This window comes from Rhodococcus pseudokoreensis (assembly GCF_017068395.1).
GTDB classification, from domain to species: Bacteria; Actinomycetota; Actinomycetes; order Mycobacteriales; family Mycobacteriaceae; genus Rhodococcus_F; species Rhodococcus_F pseudokoreensis.
Map to the genome: position 1 here is coordinate 2,619,123 of NZ_CP070619.1, position 14,485 is coordinate 2,633,607.

General features: G+C 70.0%; 15 protein-coding genes and 1 riboswitch. Of the genes, 8 read left to right on the forward strand and 7 right to left on the reverse strand.

Going from position 1 to position 14,485, the window contains the following annotated elements; translation table 11 throughout:
• Window positions 1-63: 63 nt before the first annotated feature.
• Window positions 64-495, reverse strand: a complete 432-nt coding sequence (locus JWS13_RS17115; protein WP_072944816.1) for an Rv0880 family HTH-type transcriptional regulator — start codon at window positions 493-495, stop codon at window positions 64-66.
• Window positions 496-528: 33 nt separating this feature from the next.
• Window positions 529-1,983, reverse strand: a complete 1,455-nt coding sequence (locus tag JWS13_RS17120; RefSeq protein WP_087557600.1) for an NCS2 family permease — start codon at window positions 1,981-1,983, stop codon at window positions 529-531.
• Window positions 1,984-2,059: 76 nt separating this feature from the next.
• Between JWS13_RS17120 and JWS13_RS17125 the strand changes: the two genes are divergently transcribed.
• Window positions 2,060-2,311 (forward strand): DUF2530 domain-containing protein, encoded by a 252-nt coding sequence (locus JWS13_RS17125; RefSeq protein WP_206006702.1) that lies wholly within the window; start codon window positions 2,060-2,062, stop codon window positions 2,309-2,311.
• Between the two features lie 22 nt (window positions 2,312-2,333).
• Here JWS13_RS17125 and JWS13_RS17130 read toward each other — a convergent pair whose 3' ends face one another.
• The 3 genes from JWS13_RS17130 to JWS13_RS17140 all read right to left on the reverse strand — a co-directional run bounded on the left by JWS13_RS17130 (window position 2,334) and on the right by JWS13_RS17140 (window position 6,437).
• Window positions 2,334-2,870: a phosphatase PAP2 family protein gene (locus tag JWS13_RS17130; protein WP_206006703.1), complete on the reverse strand. Its 537-nt coding sequence runs from the start codon at window positions 2,868-2,870 to the stop codon at window positions 2,334-2,336.
• On the reverse strand, window positions 2,860-5,427 hold the full coding sequence (locus JWS13_RS17135; RefSeq protein WP_206011639.1) for an NACHT domain-containing protein: 2,568 nt from the start codon (window positions 5,425-5,427) through the stop codon (window positions 2,860-2,862). The genes JWS13_RS17130 and JWS13_RS17135 overlap by 11 nt, the downstream gene beginning before the upstream one ends.
• Window positions 5,428-5,603: 176 nt before the next feature.
• The gene (locus JWS13_RS17140) at window positions 5,604-6,437 is read right to left on the reverse strand and encodes a DUF3027 domain-containing protein (protein WP_206006704.1); all 834 of its coding nucleotides are present in this window, start codon (window positions 6,435-6,437) and stop codon (window positions 5,604-5,606) included.
• Window positions 6,438-6,475: 38 nt separating this feature from the next.
• Here JWS13_RS17140 and JWS13_RS17145 point away from each other — a divergent pair, with 38 nt between their 5' ends.
• The 3 genes from JWS13_RS17145 to JWS13_RS17155 all read left to right on the forward strand — a co-directional run bounded on the left by JWS13_RS17145 (window position 6,476) and on the right by JWS13_RS17155 (window position 9,504).
• On the forward strand, window positions 6,476-7,270 hold the full coding sequence (locus JWS13_RS17145) for a glutaminyl-peptide cyclotransferase (RefSeq protein WP_206006705.1): 795 nt from the start codon (window positions 6,476-6,478) through the stop codon (window positions 7,268-7,270).
• Window positions 7,271-7,341: 71 nt separating this feature from the next.
• Window positions 7,342-9,012 (forward strand): MFS transporter, encoded by a 1,671-nt coding sequence (locus tag JWS13_RS17150; protein WP_206006706.1) that lies wholly within the window; start codon window positions 7,342-7,344, stop codon window positions 9,010-9,012.
• Between the two features lie 6 nt (window positions 9,013-9,018).
• Window positions 9,019-9,504 carry a DUF2771 domain-containing protein gene (locus JWS13_RS17155; protein ID WP_206006707.1) on the forward strand — a complete coding sequence of 162 codons (486 nt, stop codon included), beginning with the start codon at window positions 9,019-9,021 and terminating at the stop codon, window positions 9,502-9,504.
• 64 nt (window positions 9,505-9,568) lie between these two features.
• Here JWS13_RS17155 and JWS13_RS17160 read toward each other — a convergent pair whose 3' ends face one another.
• Complete coding sequence (locus JWS13_RS17160; protein WP_087557839.1) at window positions 9,569-9,979, reverse strand: cold-shock protein; 411 nt, start codon at window positions 9,977-9,979, stop codon at window positions 9,569-9,571.
• 169 nt (window positions 9,980-10,148) lie between these two features.
• On the opposite strand from JWS13_RS17160, the gene JWS13_RS17165 reads away from it, so the two are divergent.
• From JWS13_RS17165 to JWS13_RS17175, 3 genes are all read left to right on the forward strand, one after another.
• Window positions 10,149-10,388, forward strand: a complete 240-nt coding sequence (locus JWS13_RS17165) for a hypothetical protein (RefSeq protein WP_124392685.1) — start codon at window positions 10,149-10,151, stop codon at window positions 10,386-10,388.
• 44 nt (window positions 10,389-10,432) lie between these two features.
• Window positions 10,433-10,810 (forward strand): YccF domain-containing protein, encoded by a 378-nt coding sequence (locus tag JWS13_RS17170; protein WP_124392684.1) that lies wholly within the window; start codon window positions 10,433-10,435, stop codon window positions 10,808-10,810.
• A 234-nt stretch (window positions 10,811-11,044) separates the two neighbouring features.
• Window positions 11,045-11,258: riboswitch (cyclic di-AMP (ydaO/yuaA leader) on the forward strand.
• Window positions 11,259-11,266: 8 nt separating this feature from the next.
• On the forward strand, window positions 11,267-11,848 hold the full coding sequence (locus JWS13_RS17175; protein WP_087557610.1) for a transglycosylase family protein: 582 nt from the start codon (window positions 11,267-11,269) through the stop codon (window positions 11,846-11,848).
• Between the two features lie 66 nt (window positions 11,849-11,914).
• Here JWS13_RS17175 and JWS13_RS17180 read toward each other — a convergent pair whose 3' ends face one another.
• Window positions 11,915-12,103, reverse strand: coding sequence for a hypothetical protein (locus JWS13_RS17180; RefSeq protein ID WP_015888783.1), 189 nt, complete (start codon window positions 12,101-12,103; stop codon window positions 11,915-11,917).
• Between the two features lie 60 nt (window positions 12,104-12,163).
• Here JWS13_RS17180 and JWS13_RS17185 point away from each other — a divergent pair, with 60 nt between their 5' ends.
• Window positions 12,164-14,482 (forward strand): helicase-associated domain-containing protein, encoded by a 2,319-nt coding sequence (locus tag JWS13_RS17185; protein ID WP_206006708.1) that lies wholly within the window; start codon window positions 12,164-12,166, stop codon window positions 14,480-14,482.
• Window positions 14,483-14,485 lie beyond the last annotated feature (3 nt).

Below are 14,485 nucleotides of genomic sequence, written 5' to 3' on the forward strand. Positions count from 1 at the left end.
CCCAGGTTCCGGGGAGCCGAATGCCGTTGCACTACTGGGCAGCTGCCGATCAGTTGCGGCGGTTCACTCCGAGTCGGCGACGATGGACGTGATGATGCCGACCGCGTCGCGGAGGGTCTTCAGCTGAGACTCGTCGAGCCCGGACAGCCGCTCGTTCATCCACGCCTCGCGGGCGTGGGTCTCGTCGGCGATCAGCGCGTGACCGGCGTCCGACAGCGTGACGATGATCTGGCGTCCGTCGGTGGGATGCGGTGCCCGCTCGACCAGTCCCAGTTCGACCAGCGACGCGATGACCCTGGTCATCGACGGCGGCTGCACCTTCTCGCGCGCCGCGAGATTGCCCGGCGTCATGGCGCCGTCGCGGGCGAGGGTGGCCAGTGCCGACAGCTGGGTCAGCGATACCTGGGCGTCGACGCGGCGCCCACGCAGGTGACGCGTGAGGCGCACGACAGCCAGGGAGAGGTCGCTGGCGAGTGCTCGCGTATCCGTGGTCACGGGAATGACAATACGGGACCGATCGGCCGCCGTTTACGTTACTGCGTCGGTGATCGGACCGACCGCGAAGTAGGCCACGAACAGAAGCGCCACCACCCACATCAACGGGTGAATCTTCTTGATACCACCGCTCGCAGCATTGAGCACGACCCACGAGACGAATCCGACGCCGATGCCGTTGGCGATCGAGTACGTGAACGGCATGACGATGATGGTGAGGAACGCGGGCAGCGCGATCGAGAACTTCGTGAAGTCGATGTCCCGGACCTGGCCGATCATCATCGCGCCCACCACGACCAGCGCGGGCGCGGCCGCCTCGATCGGCACCACCGAATACAGCGGGGTCAGGAACATCGCGGCCAGGAACAGCAGTCCCGTCACCACATTCGCGAGTCCGGTGCGGGCGCCCTCGGCGATACCGGAAGCGGATTCCACGAAGACCGTGTTGGACGACGCGGAGGCCCCGCCGCCGACGATCGCGCCGGTGCCCTCGACGACGAGGGCCCGTCCGATGTTGGGCAGGTTGCCGTCCTCGTCCGTGAGGCCTGCCTCCTTGCCGAGCCCGGTCATCGTGCCCATGGCGTCGAAGAAGTTGGCGAGCACGAGCGTGAACACCAGCAGGCTGGCCGCGAGCACGCCGATGCGCGTGAACGCCCCGAAGATGCTGACGTCGCCGACGAGGCTGAGGTCCGGAAGTTCCGCCAGCACTTCGGGAGCGGCCGGAACGCTGAGGTTCCAGCCGTGGGGGTTCACGCCGAGCGACGGTCCGACACCGGCGACGGCCTCGATGATCGCGGCCAGCACGGTGGTGACGACGATGCCGATCAGCAGGCCGCCGCGCACCTTGCGCACCACCAGGACACCCATCAGCAGCACACCGAACACGAACGTCAGGGTCGGCCAGGAGGAGATCGATCCGTTGATGCCCAGGCCGACGGGGACCGTGGTGCCCGCGACGTCGGGGATGCGCCGCACGAACCCGGCGTCGACGAGACCGATGAACGCGATGAACATGCCGATACCGGCGGCGATGGCGGATTTCAGCTCGGCGGGAATGGCATTGAAGACGGCCGTCCGGAAACCGGTGAGCGCCAACACGACGATGATGACACCGTCGATCACGACGAGACCCATCGCCTCCGGCCAGGTGACCTGCGGCGCGATGGTGACGGCGAGGAGACTGTTGATGCCGAGGCCCGCCGCGATCGCGAAGGGGTAGTTCGCGACGACCCCGAACACGATGCTCATCAGTCCCGCCACCAGGGCTGTGACCGCGGCCACCTGGTTCACGGGGAGGATGTTGCCGAGGACGTCCGTCTTGGCGACGGCGTCGTCCGGGGAGAAGCTGCCGAGGATCAGCGGGTTCAGCACCACGATGTACGCCATCGCGACGAACGTCACCACGCCGCCGCGAATCTCCGCGCCTACCGTCGAACCACGCTCGGTGATCTTGAAGTAGTTGTCGAGCAGTTTCGGAGCAGCACCCATTGTTCAGTCCCCATCGCCAGAAGTCGCGCGTCGCCCTTGGAGATTAGGGCACCACGGCGAGGGTAGCGTTCATTCGGTGAACGAAACCGCAGATCGCCGACCCCTCACTCAGCGCCTCGCCGACCCGCGACCTGCGCTGATACTGGGCACCACTCTGTGGGCGGTCGCGACGGTCGTGGTGATCGTCACGGGCAACCGGTGGTCGGATGCGCTTCCGACGTGTATAGCCGGTGTCGTCGTCGGATTCCTCGGGTACGGATTGTTCGCGTTGCAGCGGCGGGCGGCGCGGCGCGGCAGCCGCGGGGCGCAGCAGGGCCTGCTCGAGTGATACAGCAGGGACTCGATCTGTCCTAGGCGCGGCGGGGCCGGGTGCGGGTCAGCAGGATCCAGAACGCCGCCCACAGCGCGCCGAAGGCCCACCCGGCGAGGACGTCGGTCATCCAGTGCGCGCCCAGGTAGACGCGCGACAGCCCCACGGCCAGCGGGTACAGCACCAGCAGGAAGACGAGCGTGCTCCGGACGTGCCGCACCAGCACGATCCGGAGGACGACGGCGACGACCACGCTCGCGAGGATCGCGGTCATCATGGCGTGACCGGACGGAAACGAGAACGACGAGATCTCCACCAGCCGATCCGGCAGTGGCGGGCGCTGCCGCTCGAACAGATTCTTGAGCGCGGTCATCACGGCCAGACCCGACAGCATCGCGCCGGCGACGAGCACGGCTTCCCGCCGGCGGTCCTGCAGCAGGAGGACCACCGTCAGGACGGTGGACACGATCCAGGCTGCGACCGTTCCGCCGCTGTGCGTGATGACGGTCACGACGTCGATCAGCCAGGGTGTGCGCTCCTCGACCGCGCTGTCGAGGATGCTCTGGTCAAACGACACCGGCGGCGCCCCACGTGCCCTCGGCCCAGGACTCGGAGCAATGCGTGGTGCCCTGCTCGTCCATCCACCACGGGACCGCGATCTCGGAGTCGACGGCACCCGTGAGCTTGACCGTGAGCCGGGGATGGACGACAACGCCCCCGCGGGGCAGGTCGCGGCCGAGTGCGGCGAAGGCGAGCACCGCGGCGGGTTCGCGATCCCACGTGGATTCCCGGCCGGATCCGGTGACGGTGCCGCGGATCGCCGCGGAGGCGAGCGGGACGTCCAGCAGATCGGCGAGCGACTCGGCGGTGTCCAGGCTCCCCACCACCAAGCGCTCGCGCGGCACGGCGGCGGCCAGCCACGGTTCGTCCAGCACCAGCGCGTCGGCGGGGTCGACCAGGGTGCCCGTCAGGCCGCGCACGTGTTCGGGCAGGTGAAGTTCCTCGAGGTCGAGGAGGTGCCCGGCCGCGGCCGTCGCCAGCAGGCTGTGGGTCCGCGCCGTCACCGCCGGCGTCGGTTCGCGCTCCGGATCGGCCAGTCGGTCCAGCAATAGTTGCGCGAGTTCCGGTGAATCGACCGTCGCGGGGGCCAGTGCGGCGGCGAACACGGCGGATTCCGGGTGCTCGACGGGGTCGAGCAGACCGGCGAACGTCTCGTCGGCGGGGTCGCGGAGCAGACCGAGCACCTGGCCGTCCAGTTCGGCGTTGTGCCGCAGCCACCAGGCCGTGTACCCGGCGCGGTCGGCGAGCAGCGGACGCGTCGCCGGGTCCCGGGCGAGCATCGTCAGCGCCTGCGGCCAGCGGTCCTCGTCCACCAGGTCCAGGTCGCGCACCGCGCCGAGCACGTCGGGGTCGTCGTCGAGCGTGTCCCACCAGCGGTCCTCGTCGTCGAGGTCGTGGTCGGGTCCGGTGGGGAGTTCGGCGCGCAGCACGGTGAAGCCCCAGCCGACGCCAACGGCGCGGAGGGCGTCCTCCCCCACCCGTTCCGCGAACGCGGAGTCCACGCACGCGAACGGCGAGTCGTCCACCAGGACCTCGGCGAGTGGCGCACCGGGCAACAGCAATTCGTCCGCCCCGCGCAACTCCCCGTCGATATCCGGCAGGGGCAGCAGACCGAGCCACGACGGCAGACCGCCGGGATCGACGCGGCCCGCGAGATCGAGCACCGCGACCGACAGTTCTTCGGCTGCCGCCGCGTCGTCGGGGTCGAGGTCCTCGATCTCGGCGCGCAGCGCCGGATCCGAGAGCAGGTCGACGGCCGTGGCGGTCTTCGCGCCGAGCCTCGACAGCAGCGGGTGCGCGGCGTCGGGGTGGACGAGCCTCGTCCAGTCGACACCCAGGACTCCGTCGATGTCGTGACCCAGCAACACCGTTCGCGGGCCGGTCACGGTGCGGCCGTCGGACAGCGGCACCGGGATCGACGCCAGTTCCTCCGCGGCGAGGGCGTCAATCGCCAGCGGTTCGAGCGCCGCGTACAGGCGCTGCCACCAGGACGGTTCCCGTTCGATGCCACTGAGCAGTTCGGTGAGGCGGGCCAGGCCGAGGCGGTGGGCGTCGACCGCGGCCAGTGCAGGCGCCCAGCGGGGGCCGGACAGATCCGGGACGACCAGGCCGTCGACGATCTCGGCGAGCAGTTCGGCGAGTTCGTCGGTGAGCCCGGGGACCACCGACGCCCGGCCGGGGGCCTTGTCCTTGCCGTCGACGGTCGGCAGCCAGGGGTGCTCGCGGAGTTCGGCGACGAGATGGTCGCGCAGCGCCGAGTCGACCTCGCTGCGTGCGAACGCGGGGACGGGAACCAGCGACAGTCGCTGTTCGGGCGGCACCGCGGCCACGAACTCGGCGTATCCGGTGGCCAACTCGGCGATCGCGGCGCCGGGCAGGATGCGCCTGCGGTCGGGTTGCATGGCGATGTCCGCGACGAGGATCGCGGGTACCGACAGTTCCTCGTCCGAGCGGGTGGGGGCGCGCAGCACGTCCTCGGTGACGGGTGCGACGACGCCGTCCCGGACCGGGACGAGCCAGCGTGCGCGCCCGGACTCGTACTGCCACCAGCGGTCGTCGCCGATCGCGACCTCGGTCAACCCGGACTCGAGTGGTCGTTCACGCCGGCGGAACTGCTTGTCGCCCACGGTGATCGAGACGAGCGCCGGGAGCTCGAGCAGAAGGTCGGGGGCCTCGCGCGCCATGTACGCGAGCAGCGACTCGCCGTCGACGTCCTCGCGCAGCGTCAGCACGACTTCCGACGCCGCACCCGCGGCCGGGCGGGTCTCGGTGGGCCACGCCAGCCGGAGGGCGGGCACGCCCGCGCCAGGGTCGGCGCCGTCGAGATCCCGCAGTTCCGACCTCGTGCGGTCCGCCGAGAACAGCACGGAACCGGACGTCGACCGCAGTTCGACCTCGTCACTCACCGACAGCACCGCCGTGAAACCGACGCCGTAGCGGCCGACGGTCGCCCCGGATTTGTTCGACGCCCGCAGCGCGACCAGCGCCTGCACTCCCGGCTCGTCGAGCGGTGTGCCGGTGTTGGACACGCTCAGGACGCGTCCGTCGAGGCGCACGGACAGCTCGCCGGGCACTTCGGCGCGGGCCGCGGCGTCGGCCGCGTTCTGCGCCAGCTCGGTGAGGAGCCGGTCGCGGTAGCCGGCGCGGGCCAGATCGGATTCGGCCGCGGCGTCCTCCCGCAGGCGGGTCGGGGACGTGCGCCACGCGAGGAGCGTCGAATCCCTCAGGGCGGCGGTGCCGAAAGGATCGGCTAGCTGGTCGATGCGGATTCCTCGGCGTCGGTGACCTCGGCAGCAGCTTCCGTCTCGGTTGCGGCCCGCTCGACGACCTCGACGGCGCCGTCGTCGTACGCGTCGTACTGCGGCGAACCGGCGCCCGTGGGGAGCAGGGTGTCGGAGTGGGCGCCGCACCCGTACGTGACGTCGACGACGTGCCCGTCGGCGGCCATCTCGTTGCCGCACACGCCGAACGCCCCGTGCAGGGACCCGGCGAGCGGGAGGTAGAAACCGCACAGCCCGCACGTCGACGGCGCGGCCTTGGCCATCTCCGAGTCGGGGCCGTAATCGCCGTCGTGCCAGCGCTGGGCGGCGTCGAGGCGACCCTCGAGGCTCATCGTCTGCTTGCGGCCCAGGCCCAGTTCGAGGGCGGCGTCGTCGATCTCGGGGTCGCCCGTCGCCACGTAGCCGGGGACGAGGCGGGGGTCACCGGCAGGCGGTGCCAGGAGATCGCCCGCGGACAGGTCACCGGGCCGAATCCGCTGGTCCCACGGAATCCATTCGGGTGCGACCAGCGCATCGGGTCCCGGGAGGAGGGCGAGTTCGCTGACGGTGGCACGGTCCGACTCGGGATCGGCGGCCACCACCACCGCCCACTGCCAGCCCCGGTAGCCCGGAAGGTCCGCAACGAAACGGTGAGTCGCGGCGCACTCGTCCTCGGACGTGACGCCCAGATAGTCGCCGACTCCCCCTTCCTGCAGTTGGACCAATGCGGTTCGGGCGAGCTCGACGGCGTCGGTCAGTACGGGACGCGCCACTGCGCGCTCGTCGGAAGAAGCAACACTCACACCACCAGTTTGCCGCACCACCGCAAGTGCGTGCCCACCTGGGCTGTCATGCTGGTCCGATGACCGGCCGGAGGCACCTCGTCCCAGCCCTGCTCGCGGTGGCGTGGATGGTCACCGCATGCTCCCCGCAGAGTCCGGTGGCGGCGGGCGCGGCGGGCACGAATCTCCGCGCGGAGATCGTCCGCACCGTCGACCACGACCCGAATGCGTTCACCCAGGGCCTCGAGATCGACGGCACCGAACTGCTCGAGGGCACCGGTCGCCCCGGCGAATCCTGGGTGCAGGCCACCGACCTCGACAGCGGCACCGTCCGGGCGCGCGCCGAACTGCCGTCTCCCCTGTTCGGCGAGGGCATCACGGTGAGCGACGACACGATCTGGCAGCTGACGTGGCGTGACGGGGTCGCCGTCGTCCGCGATCGGGCGACGCTCGCCGAACAGCGGCGGGTCCCGTTCGACGGCGAGGGGTGGGGCATCTGCGCGTTGCCCGGCGCCCTGGTCACGAGCGACGGCTCACCCACCCTCACGTTCCGCGACCCGGTCACGTTCGAACCCCGGCGCACCGTGCAGGCGATGCAGGACGGAAACCCCGTCTCCCGGCTCAACGAACTCGAATGCGCGGACGACGGCGCGATCTACGCGAACGTCTGGACCACCGACACCCTCGTCCGCATCGATCCGTCGGACGGACGGGTCACCGCGGAGATCGACGCCTCCGCCGTCCGCGACGCGCTTCCGCCCGGCCCGCGGGACGTCGACGTCCTCAACGGCATCGCCCAGATCCCGGGAACGGACCGGTTCCTCGTCACCGGAAAGTACTGGCCGGCCATGTTCGAGGTGCGGTTCGTTCCCTGACAGGCCGATCTGACCAGCATTGGCCGGGGTTGCTGTGGTCGCATGTCTCCCGACTAGGACAGAATTAGGGAGTGACCGGACCGCGCGAACCCAACGAGCCTGACGGCGGTCGGGCTCCTGACGAGAATCCCGGGCCCCCCGTTCATCCCGGCTACGACAAATACCCGCCCGCGGCACGCCCCGGCGGCCGGCGCACGCCGCTGCCGCCCCTGCATCCGGTCGGCGGCGGGCAGCGTCCCCGGTCCGACGAGGAGCGGGCGGACGCCCCCAAGGCGCCGCCGATGCCGCGCAAGCTCACCGTCACCCGGGTGGCGGCGATGCGCAGCCGGGAACTCACCAACAAGGGCATCGCGACGTTCCACCGGGCCGCCAAGGCGGACGGTGCGGACAAGTCTGGGCTCACCGCGCTCACCTACGCGGTGATGGCCAACAACGCGACCGACGCGGCCATCGCCGTCGCCCTGGCGAACACGCTGTTCTTCTCGGCCGCGACGGGCGAGGACAAGACGAAGGTCGCGCTGTACCTGCTGATCACGATCGCCCCGTTCGCCGTCATCGCTCCGCTGATCGGTCCGATGCTCGACCGCCTCCAGCACGGCCGCCGCGTCGCGCTGGCCACGTCGTTCGGACTCCGGACGATGCTGGCGATCGTGCTCGTCTTCAACTTCGACAGCTGGGTGCTGTATCCGGCGGCGCTCGGAATGATGGTGCTCAGCAAATCGTTCTCGGTGCTCAAGAGTGCGGTCACCCCACGTGTGCTGCCACCGGAGATCGACCTCGTACGCGTCAACTCCCGGCTCACCGTGTTCGGGCTTCTCGGCGGAACCATCGGTGCGGGCGCCCTCGCGGGTGCTCTCGCCATGGCCACCGGTTCCGTCGGCGCGCTGTGGCTGGCGGCCGTCATCACCGCCCTCGGCGCGTACCTCAGCATGCGGATCCCGTCGTGGGTCGAGGTCACCGAAGGCGAGGTTCCCGCCACCCTCACGTACCACGGCGACGAACACCCGACCGAGGTGATCGGACGCACCCGCGTGCTGCAACCCGAGGCCCCGGCCGCCGCGAAGACCGGCAAACGTCGGCAACCACTGGGCCGCGCGGTCATCACCGGGTTGTGGGGCAACAGCACCATCCGTGTGCTCACCGGGTTCCTCACCCTGTACATCGCGTTCGTCGCGAAATCGAAGACCGACCACGAACCGCTGGTCCAGGCCGCCATGCTCGGCTTGGTCGGCGCGGCCGCCGGCATCGGCAACTTCGCGGGCAACGCCGCGGGCGCCCGGATCAAGCTGGGCCGCCCCGCCCTCATCGTGCTGCGCTGCACGGGCGCAGTGTGGATCATCGCCGTCCTCGCCGCGATCACCGACAATCTCCTGACCGCCGCCCTCGCCACGCTCGTCGCATCGGCCGCCAGCGCCCTCGCCAAGGTGTCGCTGGACGCGTCGCTGCAGCACGACCTGCCCGAGGAGTCGATCGCGTCCGGATTCGGGCGGTCGGAGACCGTTCTACAGCTGAGCTGGGTCGTGGGCGGGGCTCTGGGCGTGCTGCTGCCCACCGAATACTGGATCGGGTTCTCGGTAGTCTCCGCCGTGATGACCGTCGGGCTCGTCCAGACCATCCTCACGTACCGCGGCAGCACCCTCCTGCCCGGGCTCGGAGGAAAACGCCCCGACCTGGCCGAACAAGAAGTGACCGAGCACCACTCGACCCACCGGGCCGACCGATCGACAGGAAATGTGAAGTAAGTGAGAATGCAGGCGCGAACCAAGAAGATCCTCGCACTGATCGCAGTGGGCCTGATAGTGGTCCTGGTGGCCTTCGTCGGAGTCGTCTACACACTGGTCCGCAATTCCTCGCCCCGCCTGCCCGAGATCACGGCCTTCGCGCACGACCGGGCCGAGCAGGTCGCCCCGCTCGGCTACTGCAACCTGTATCTCGAGGACTGCGAGACCGGCGACCTCGCCGAACTCGACGTGCCCCCCGGCTCCTCGCTGCAGCTGTCGTTGCCGCCGGAGATCGTCGACGCCCCGTGGCGCATGCTCGTCGTCTACCAGGATCCTTCGGGTCAGGTCCTCGTCCAGGAACAGGTGCACCGCGCCGGTGAGACCCGCGCCGTGACCGTGCCGTCCTCGGAAGAACTGCAACTGGCCGGCGTCGAGATCCAGCTGCCGTCCGCCGTCATCGACGAGCAGGGCCTCACCCAGGCCCGGGCCGCCTGGTCGATCAAGACCGCCTAGAACGACCCGCCCACGAAGAAGGGCCCCGCGCTGTCACAGCGCGGGGCCCTTCTCGTCGGACGAATCAGCTGTCGAGTTCGCGTGCGACGGCGCGGACCACCTCGGAGATGCGCTGGGCGGTCTTGCGGTCGGGGTACTTGCCCTTGCGCAGGTCGGGCTGGACCTTCGCCTCGAGCAGCGTGATCATGTCCTCGACCATGCCGTGCAGTTCGTCCGGCGTGTGCTTCTTGGCGGACGGCTCCTTGCGGGCGCCGTTCTGACGCAGCGACGGCGCCGGGTCGAGGACCTTCAGGCTCAGCGCCTGGGGTCCGCGTCGACCGGCGGCCATGCCGAACTCGACACGCTGACCGGCCTTGAGGCCCTCGACGCCCTCGGGAAGAGCGGACGAACGCACATAGACGTCCTCCCCCTCCTCCTGCGACAGAAAGCCGAAGCCCTTTTCGACGTCGTACCACTTCACCTTGCCGGTCGGCACCGCGTTCACCCGCTCATCACTTGGAGTGCAGTTGGTTGCACTTGGTATTGGTTGCACTTGGTATGCAAAACAGCGCGCCCCACCTCTGGTGCGGGACGCGCAGTGCCCACAGTCTACCTTGCACGGACCCCCTCCGGCATTCGGGTTTCCAGGCACTATCGTTGCTGGTGTGGCCCACGAATCGACTCCTTCGAGCACTCCTCAGACACCCCGGAGGGGCGACGGACTCCTGCGGGTCGCGCTCGCCCTCTTCGCGATCGGTTTCGTCGCGATCGTGGCGATCTTCCTGACCCCGGTGGTCTCCGATTCCGAACCGGGTCTCGTTCTCTACCTCATCGCCCTCGCCTGCCCGATCGGGTTCCTCCTCGGAATCGTCGCGGCACTGAGGCAGGGCAGACGCTCGCGCTGACCCACCCGACCACCGGGGCATTCCCAACCACCGAGGGGACGATCATGAGAATTCTGCTCAACATCATCTGGCTGATCTTCGGCGGTCTGTGGCTGGCGCTGGGGTACTTCGTCGCCGGAATCCTGTGCTGCATCCTGATCATCACGATCCCGTTCGGCATCGCGTCGTTCCGGGTCGGCGTCTACGCGCTGTGGCCGTTCGGGAAGACCGTGATCGACAAGCCGACGGCCGGGGTCGCCTCGGTGATCGGCAATGTCATCTGGTTCATCATCGCAGGTCTGTGGCTCGCGATCGGGCACGTCGTCACGGCCGTCGCCATGGCGATCACGATCATCGGGATTCCCCTCGCCGTCGCGAACATCAAGATGATTCCCATCTCGCTGATGCCCCTCGGCAAGGACATCGTCGATGCACCGCGGTGATGTGAGCTTACTCACATAACGGCCCGATAACGGAAGGACAACGGGACGGCGATACGCGCGTCCCGTCGCTACTAGCTGGGAAGAGTCCCGGCGCGCCCAATGAGGCCCCGCAACAGGCGAAGACACACCGCGTTATCAAATGGTGACACTGCGGCCTCGGCCCGTTACCGTCGTCACCGGCCGATGAAACATCGACCACGTCCGGCCCGCCGCGCCAAACCTCGTCCCGCGGGTACCGGAGTCCCGACGAAGCATTCCAGGGACGAGGACGGGGGACCCAAAGTCCTCCAGGGAACGCAAGTTTCCAGACGGACACCGGTCCGAATGTGCCTCGCACAGTCGGATCTTGGGGTGAAGCCAGACCCTCTCCAGCCAGGAGAGGCGAGGCCGGGCGACCTCTCAGCCCGAACCCGACAGCTGACCTCGCAGGCGCGTGTGGAGAGGATCTCTACCATCATGAGCGGACGCCATCGCAAGCCCACCACCACCGGCCGCACCGTCGCCAAGGTCGCCGTCACCGGCGCCATCATGGGTGTCGCCGGAGCAGCCTTCTCGGGCACCGCGAACGCGGCACCCGACTCCGACTGGGACCGCCTCGCGCAGTGCGAGTCCGGCGGCAACTGGGGCATCAACACCGGAAACGGCTTCCAGGGCGGACTCCAGTTCTCCCCGAGCACCTGGAACGCACACGGTGGAACCCAGTACGCAGCCACCGCCAACCAGGCCTCGCGTGAACAGCAGATCGTCGTCGCCGAGAAGGTCCTCGACTCCCAGGGCTGGGGCGCATGGCCGTCCTGCTCCTCGAGCCTCGGCCTGAGCAGCGCACCCACCCAGCGCAACGCCCCCGCCACCGTGCCCGAGGCCCCCGCGGCACCGGCACTCCCCGACCTCACGGGCGGCGTCCCCAGCACCAACGGCACCTCGCAGTACGCGGGCGTCGTCGACAGCGCGATCGAGGCCGTCAAGGCCCAGGGCATCGCGATCGACCCCCAGATCCTGCAGCTCATCGACGCGAACAAGGGACTGCTCGCGCAGTAATCCCCGCAATTCACAGAAGAGGGGCCCTGCACCGATCCGGTGCAGGGCCCCTCTTCTGTCGCGTGGTCAGCGGTTGATCACCGTGTGCGGGTGCGCGTACGGCAACGACTCCGCCGGCAACGGAAACTCGGTGTCCTCGCCGAACGGGGACAATCCGCCCGCACGGGTCGACGACAGTTCGGTCACGGCGTGATCTCCATCGGCGGTTTCGGGCCACCCTGGATCCACATACTGCTTCTTCGAATTGTTAGCCACGGTGCCATTTTGACAGGAGCATTCGGCGACGTACAGCCCAGGTCTCTAATCTGATAGTCGATGACCGACACCGACGACACCACCGCAAGCACCAACGGCACCGCAGTCTCCCCCCGCGGCGCCGCGACGCTCGCGGACTGGCTGGCCGCGCGCAGCGACGCAGAACTGACGGATCTGCTCCGCAGGCGCCCCGATCTCGCGGTCCCGCCGCCGGCCACGATCGTCGTCCTCGCCGGTCGTGCCGAGCAACGGGCGTCGGTCGCGCGTGCGGCCGACAACCTGACGTCCCTGGACTTCGGTGTCCTCGAACTCCTGGCGCTCGAGCGTGCCGACGAGGTGGCCGTGCCCCGGGCCACCCTGCAGGACGCGGTGCGGTCGCGGGCGACGAAGAAGACCGTCGACGCCACCCTGGACGGCCTGCGGTCCGTCGGGATCGTCTGGGGTGACAAGACGTCGCTGCGGATCGTTCCCGCGGTCGTGGCCACCATCCCGTGGCGCGTCGGGCGGAGCGCCGAACCCGTCGAGACGCTCGACGAGGCCGGCATCACGGCGGCGCTGGCCGGGCTGCAGACCGCCGAGCGGGACATCCTCGAGACACTGGCGAAGTCGAGTTCGATCGGACGCACCCGGGACGCGGCCCCCGGGACCCCACCCGACCGTCCCGTTCAGCGGCTCCTCGCCGCCGGGCTGCTGCGGTGGATCGACGACGAGACCGTCGAATTGCCGTTCCAGGTGCGGCAGGTGCTGCGCGGCGAGGCCGTCTTCGACCCCACCTCGCTGGCCGCGCCCACCGTGACGGGCCGCAAGCACAAACCGGCCGACATCAATGCGGCCGCCGCGGGTGAGGCCATCGAACTGGTCCGCCACTGCGAGGACGTCGTCAAGGCGCTCGGCGAGATCCCGGCGCCGGCTCTGCGGGCGGGTGGTCTCGGGGTCCGGGAACTGCGGCGGATCGCCAAGACGTCCGGCATCGACGAGAACCGGCTGAGCTTGCTCGTCGAACTGCTGTCGGCCGCGGGACTGATCGCGAGCGGCACCCCGGACCCGGCCCCGACGTCCGACACCGGAGAGAACTACTGGGCCCCGACCACCGCGGTCGACAACTGGCTCACCTCCCCGGTCGCCCGGCGGTGGCACGCGCTGGCCGCGGCGTGGCTGGAACTGCCGCGCATGGCGTGGTTCATCGGCATGCGCGACGCCAACGACAAACCGGTCGCCGCGCTGTCCGAGGAAGTGCGCGCGCCGTCCGCGCCGCGGGACCGGCAGGCGATCCTGGGGTTGCTGGCCGAACTGGGCACCGGGCACTCGGCGGACCCCGCCGAGGTCAGTCGCCTGCTGGCGTGGCGCCGGCCCCGCTGGGGTGCCCGGCTGCGCGTCCACGCGGTGGAACGCACCCTCGAGGAGGCCGCGACACTCGGACTCGTCGCCCGCGGCGCGCTCAGCTCCCCCGGACGTGCGCTGCTCCACGGCGGTGACGCCGAGGCCGAGATGCACGCGTCGCTGCCCGAACCCGTCGACCACGTCCTCGTGCAGGCCGACCTCACCGTCGTCGCACCGGGACCGCTGACCCCGGAACTGCTGGAGCAGGTCACCCTCGTCGCGGACATCGAGTCCGCCGGTGCGGCGTCCATGTACCGGATCAGCGAGGACAGCATCCGGCGCGCCCTCGACGTCGGGATGACGGCGGCGGAACTGCACAGTCTCTTCGCGACCCGGTCGCGCACACCGGTCCCGCAGTCGCTGTCGTATCTCATCGACGACGTCGCGCGGCGGCACGGCCGGCTCCGGGCCGGTGTCGCGGCGTCGTTCGTCCGCTGCGAAGACCCCACGCTGCTCGCGGAGGTCCTGGCGTCACCGGTAGCGGCGTCCCTGGCCCTGCGCGCGCTGGCGCCGACGGTGGCGGTGTCGCAGGCACCGCTGCGGGAAGTGCTCGGCGAACTGCGGGCGGCCGGGTTCGCGCCGGCAGGCGAGGACTCGTCCGGCGCCCTCGTCGACCTGCGCCCGCGCGGCGCCCGCGTCCTGACCCGGCGCAAAGCCCCCGCGAGCCGCACCCCGGCCGTCGCGACGGACGCCCAGCTCGACGCGGTCGTCCGGACCCTGCGCGCCGGTGACCTGGCCGCCTCCACCCGAGGGTCCGGCAGCATCCGGTCCGACGGGTCGCGGGCCAGCAGCGCCGCGACCATCGCCCTGCTCAACGCCGCGGCGCGCGAACGCTCCAGCGTGACGATCGGTTACGTCGACGCGCAGGGCGTGGCGACGCACCGCATCGTCGATCCCGTCAGCGTCGGCGGCGGCCAGCTCGACGCCTTCGACCCGGCGAGCGGCGCGGTCCGCCGGTTCACTCTCCACCGCATCACGTCGGTGGCCCGCGTCGACTGACCC

What these genes read in the sequence shown, in the direction of transcription:
- JWS13_RS17175 (WP_087557610.1), top strand. Translation starts at nt 11,267, where the DNA reads ATGAGCGGACGCCATCGCAAGCCCACCACCACCGGCCGCACCGTCGCC.
- JWS13_RS17120 (WP_087557600.1), bottom strand. Translation starts at nt 1,983, where the DNA reads ATGGGTGCTGCTCCGAAACTGCTCGACAACTACTTCAAGATCACCGAG.
- JWS13_RS17145 (WP_206006705.1), top strand. Translation starts at nt 6,476, where the DNA reads ATGACCGGCCGGAGGCACCTCGTCCCAGCCCTGCTCGCGGTGGCGTGG.
- JWS13_RS17170 (WP_124392684.1), top strand. Translation starts at nt 10,433, where the DNA reads ATGAGAATTCTGCTCAACATCATCTGGCTGATCTTCGGCGGTCTGTGG.
- JWS13_RS17155 (WP_206006707.1), top strand. Translation starts at nt 9,019, where the DNA reads ATGCAGGCGCGAACCAAGAAGATCCTCGCACTGATCGCAGTGGGCCTG.
- JWS13_RS17185 (WP_206006708.1), top strand. Translation starts at nt 12,164, where the DNA reads ATGACCGACACCGACGACACCACCGCAAGCACCAACGGCACCGCAGTC.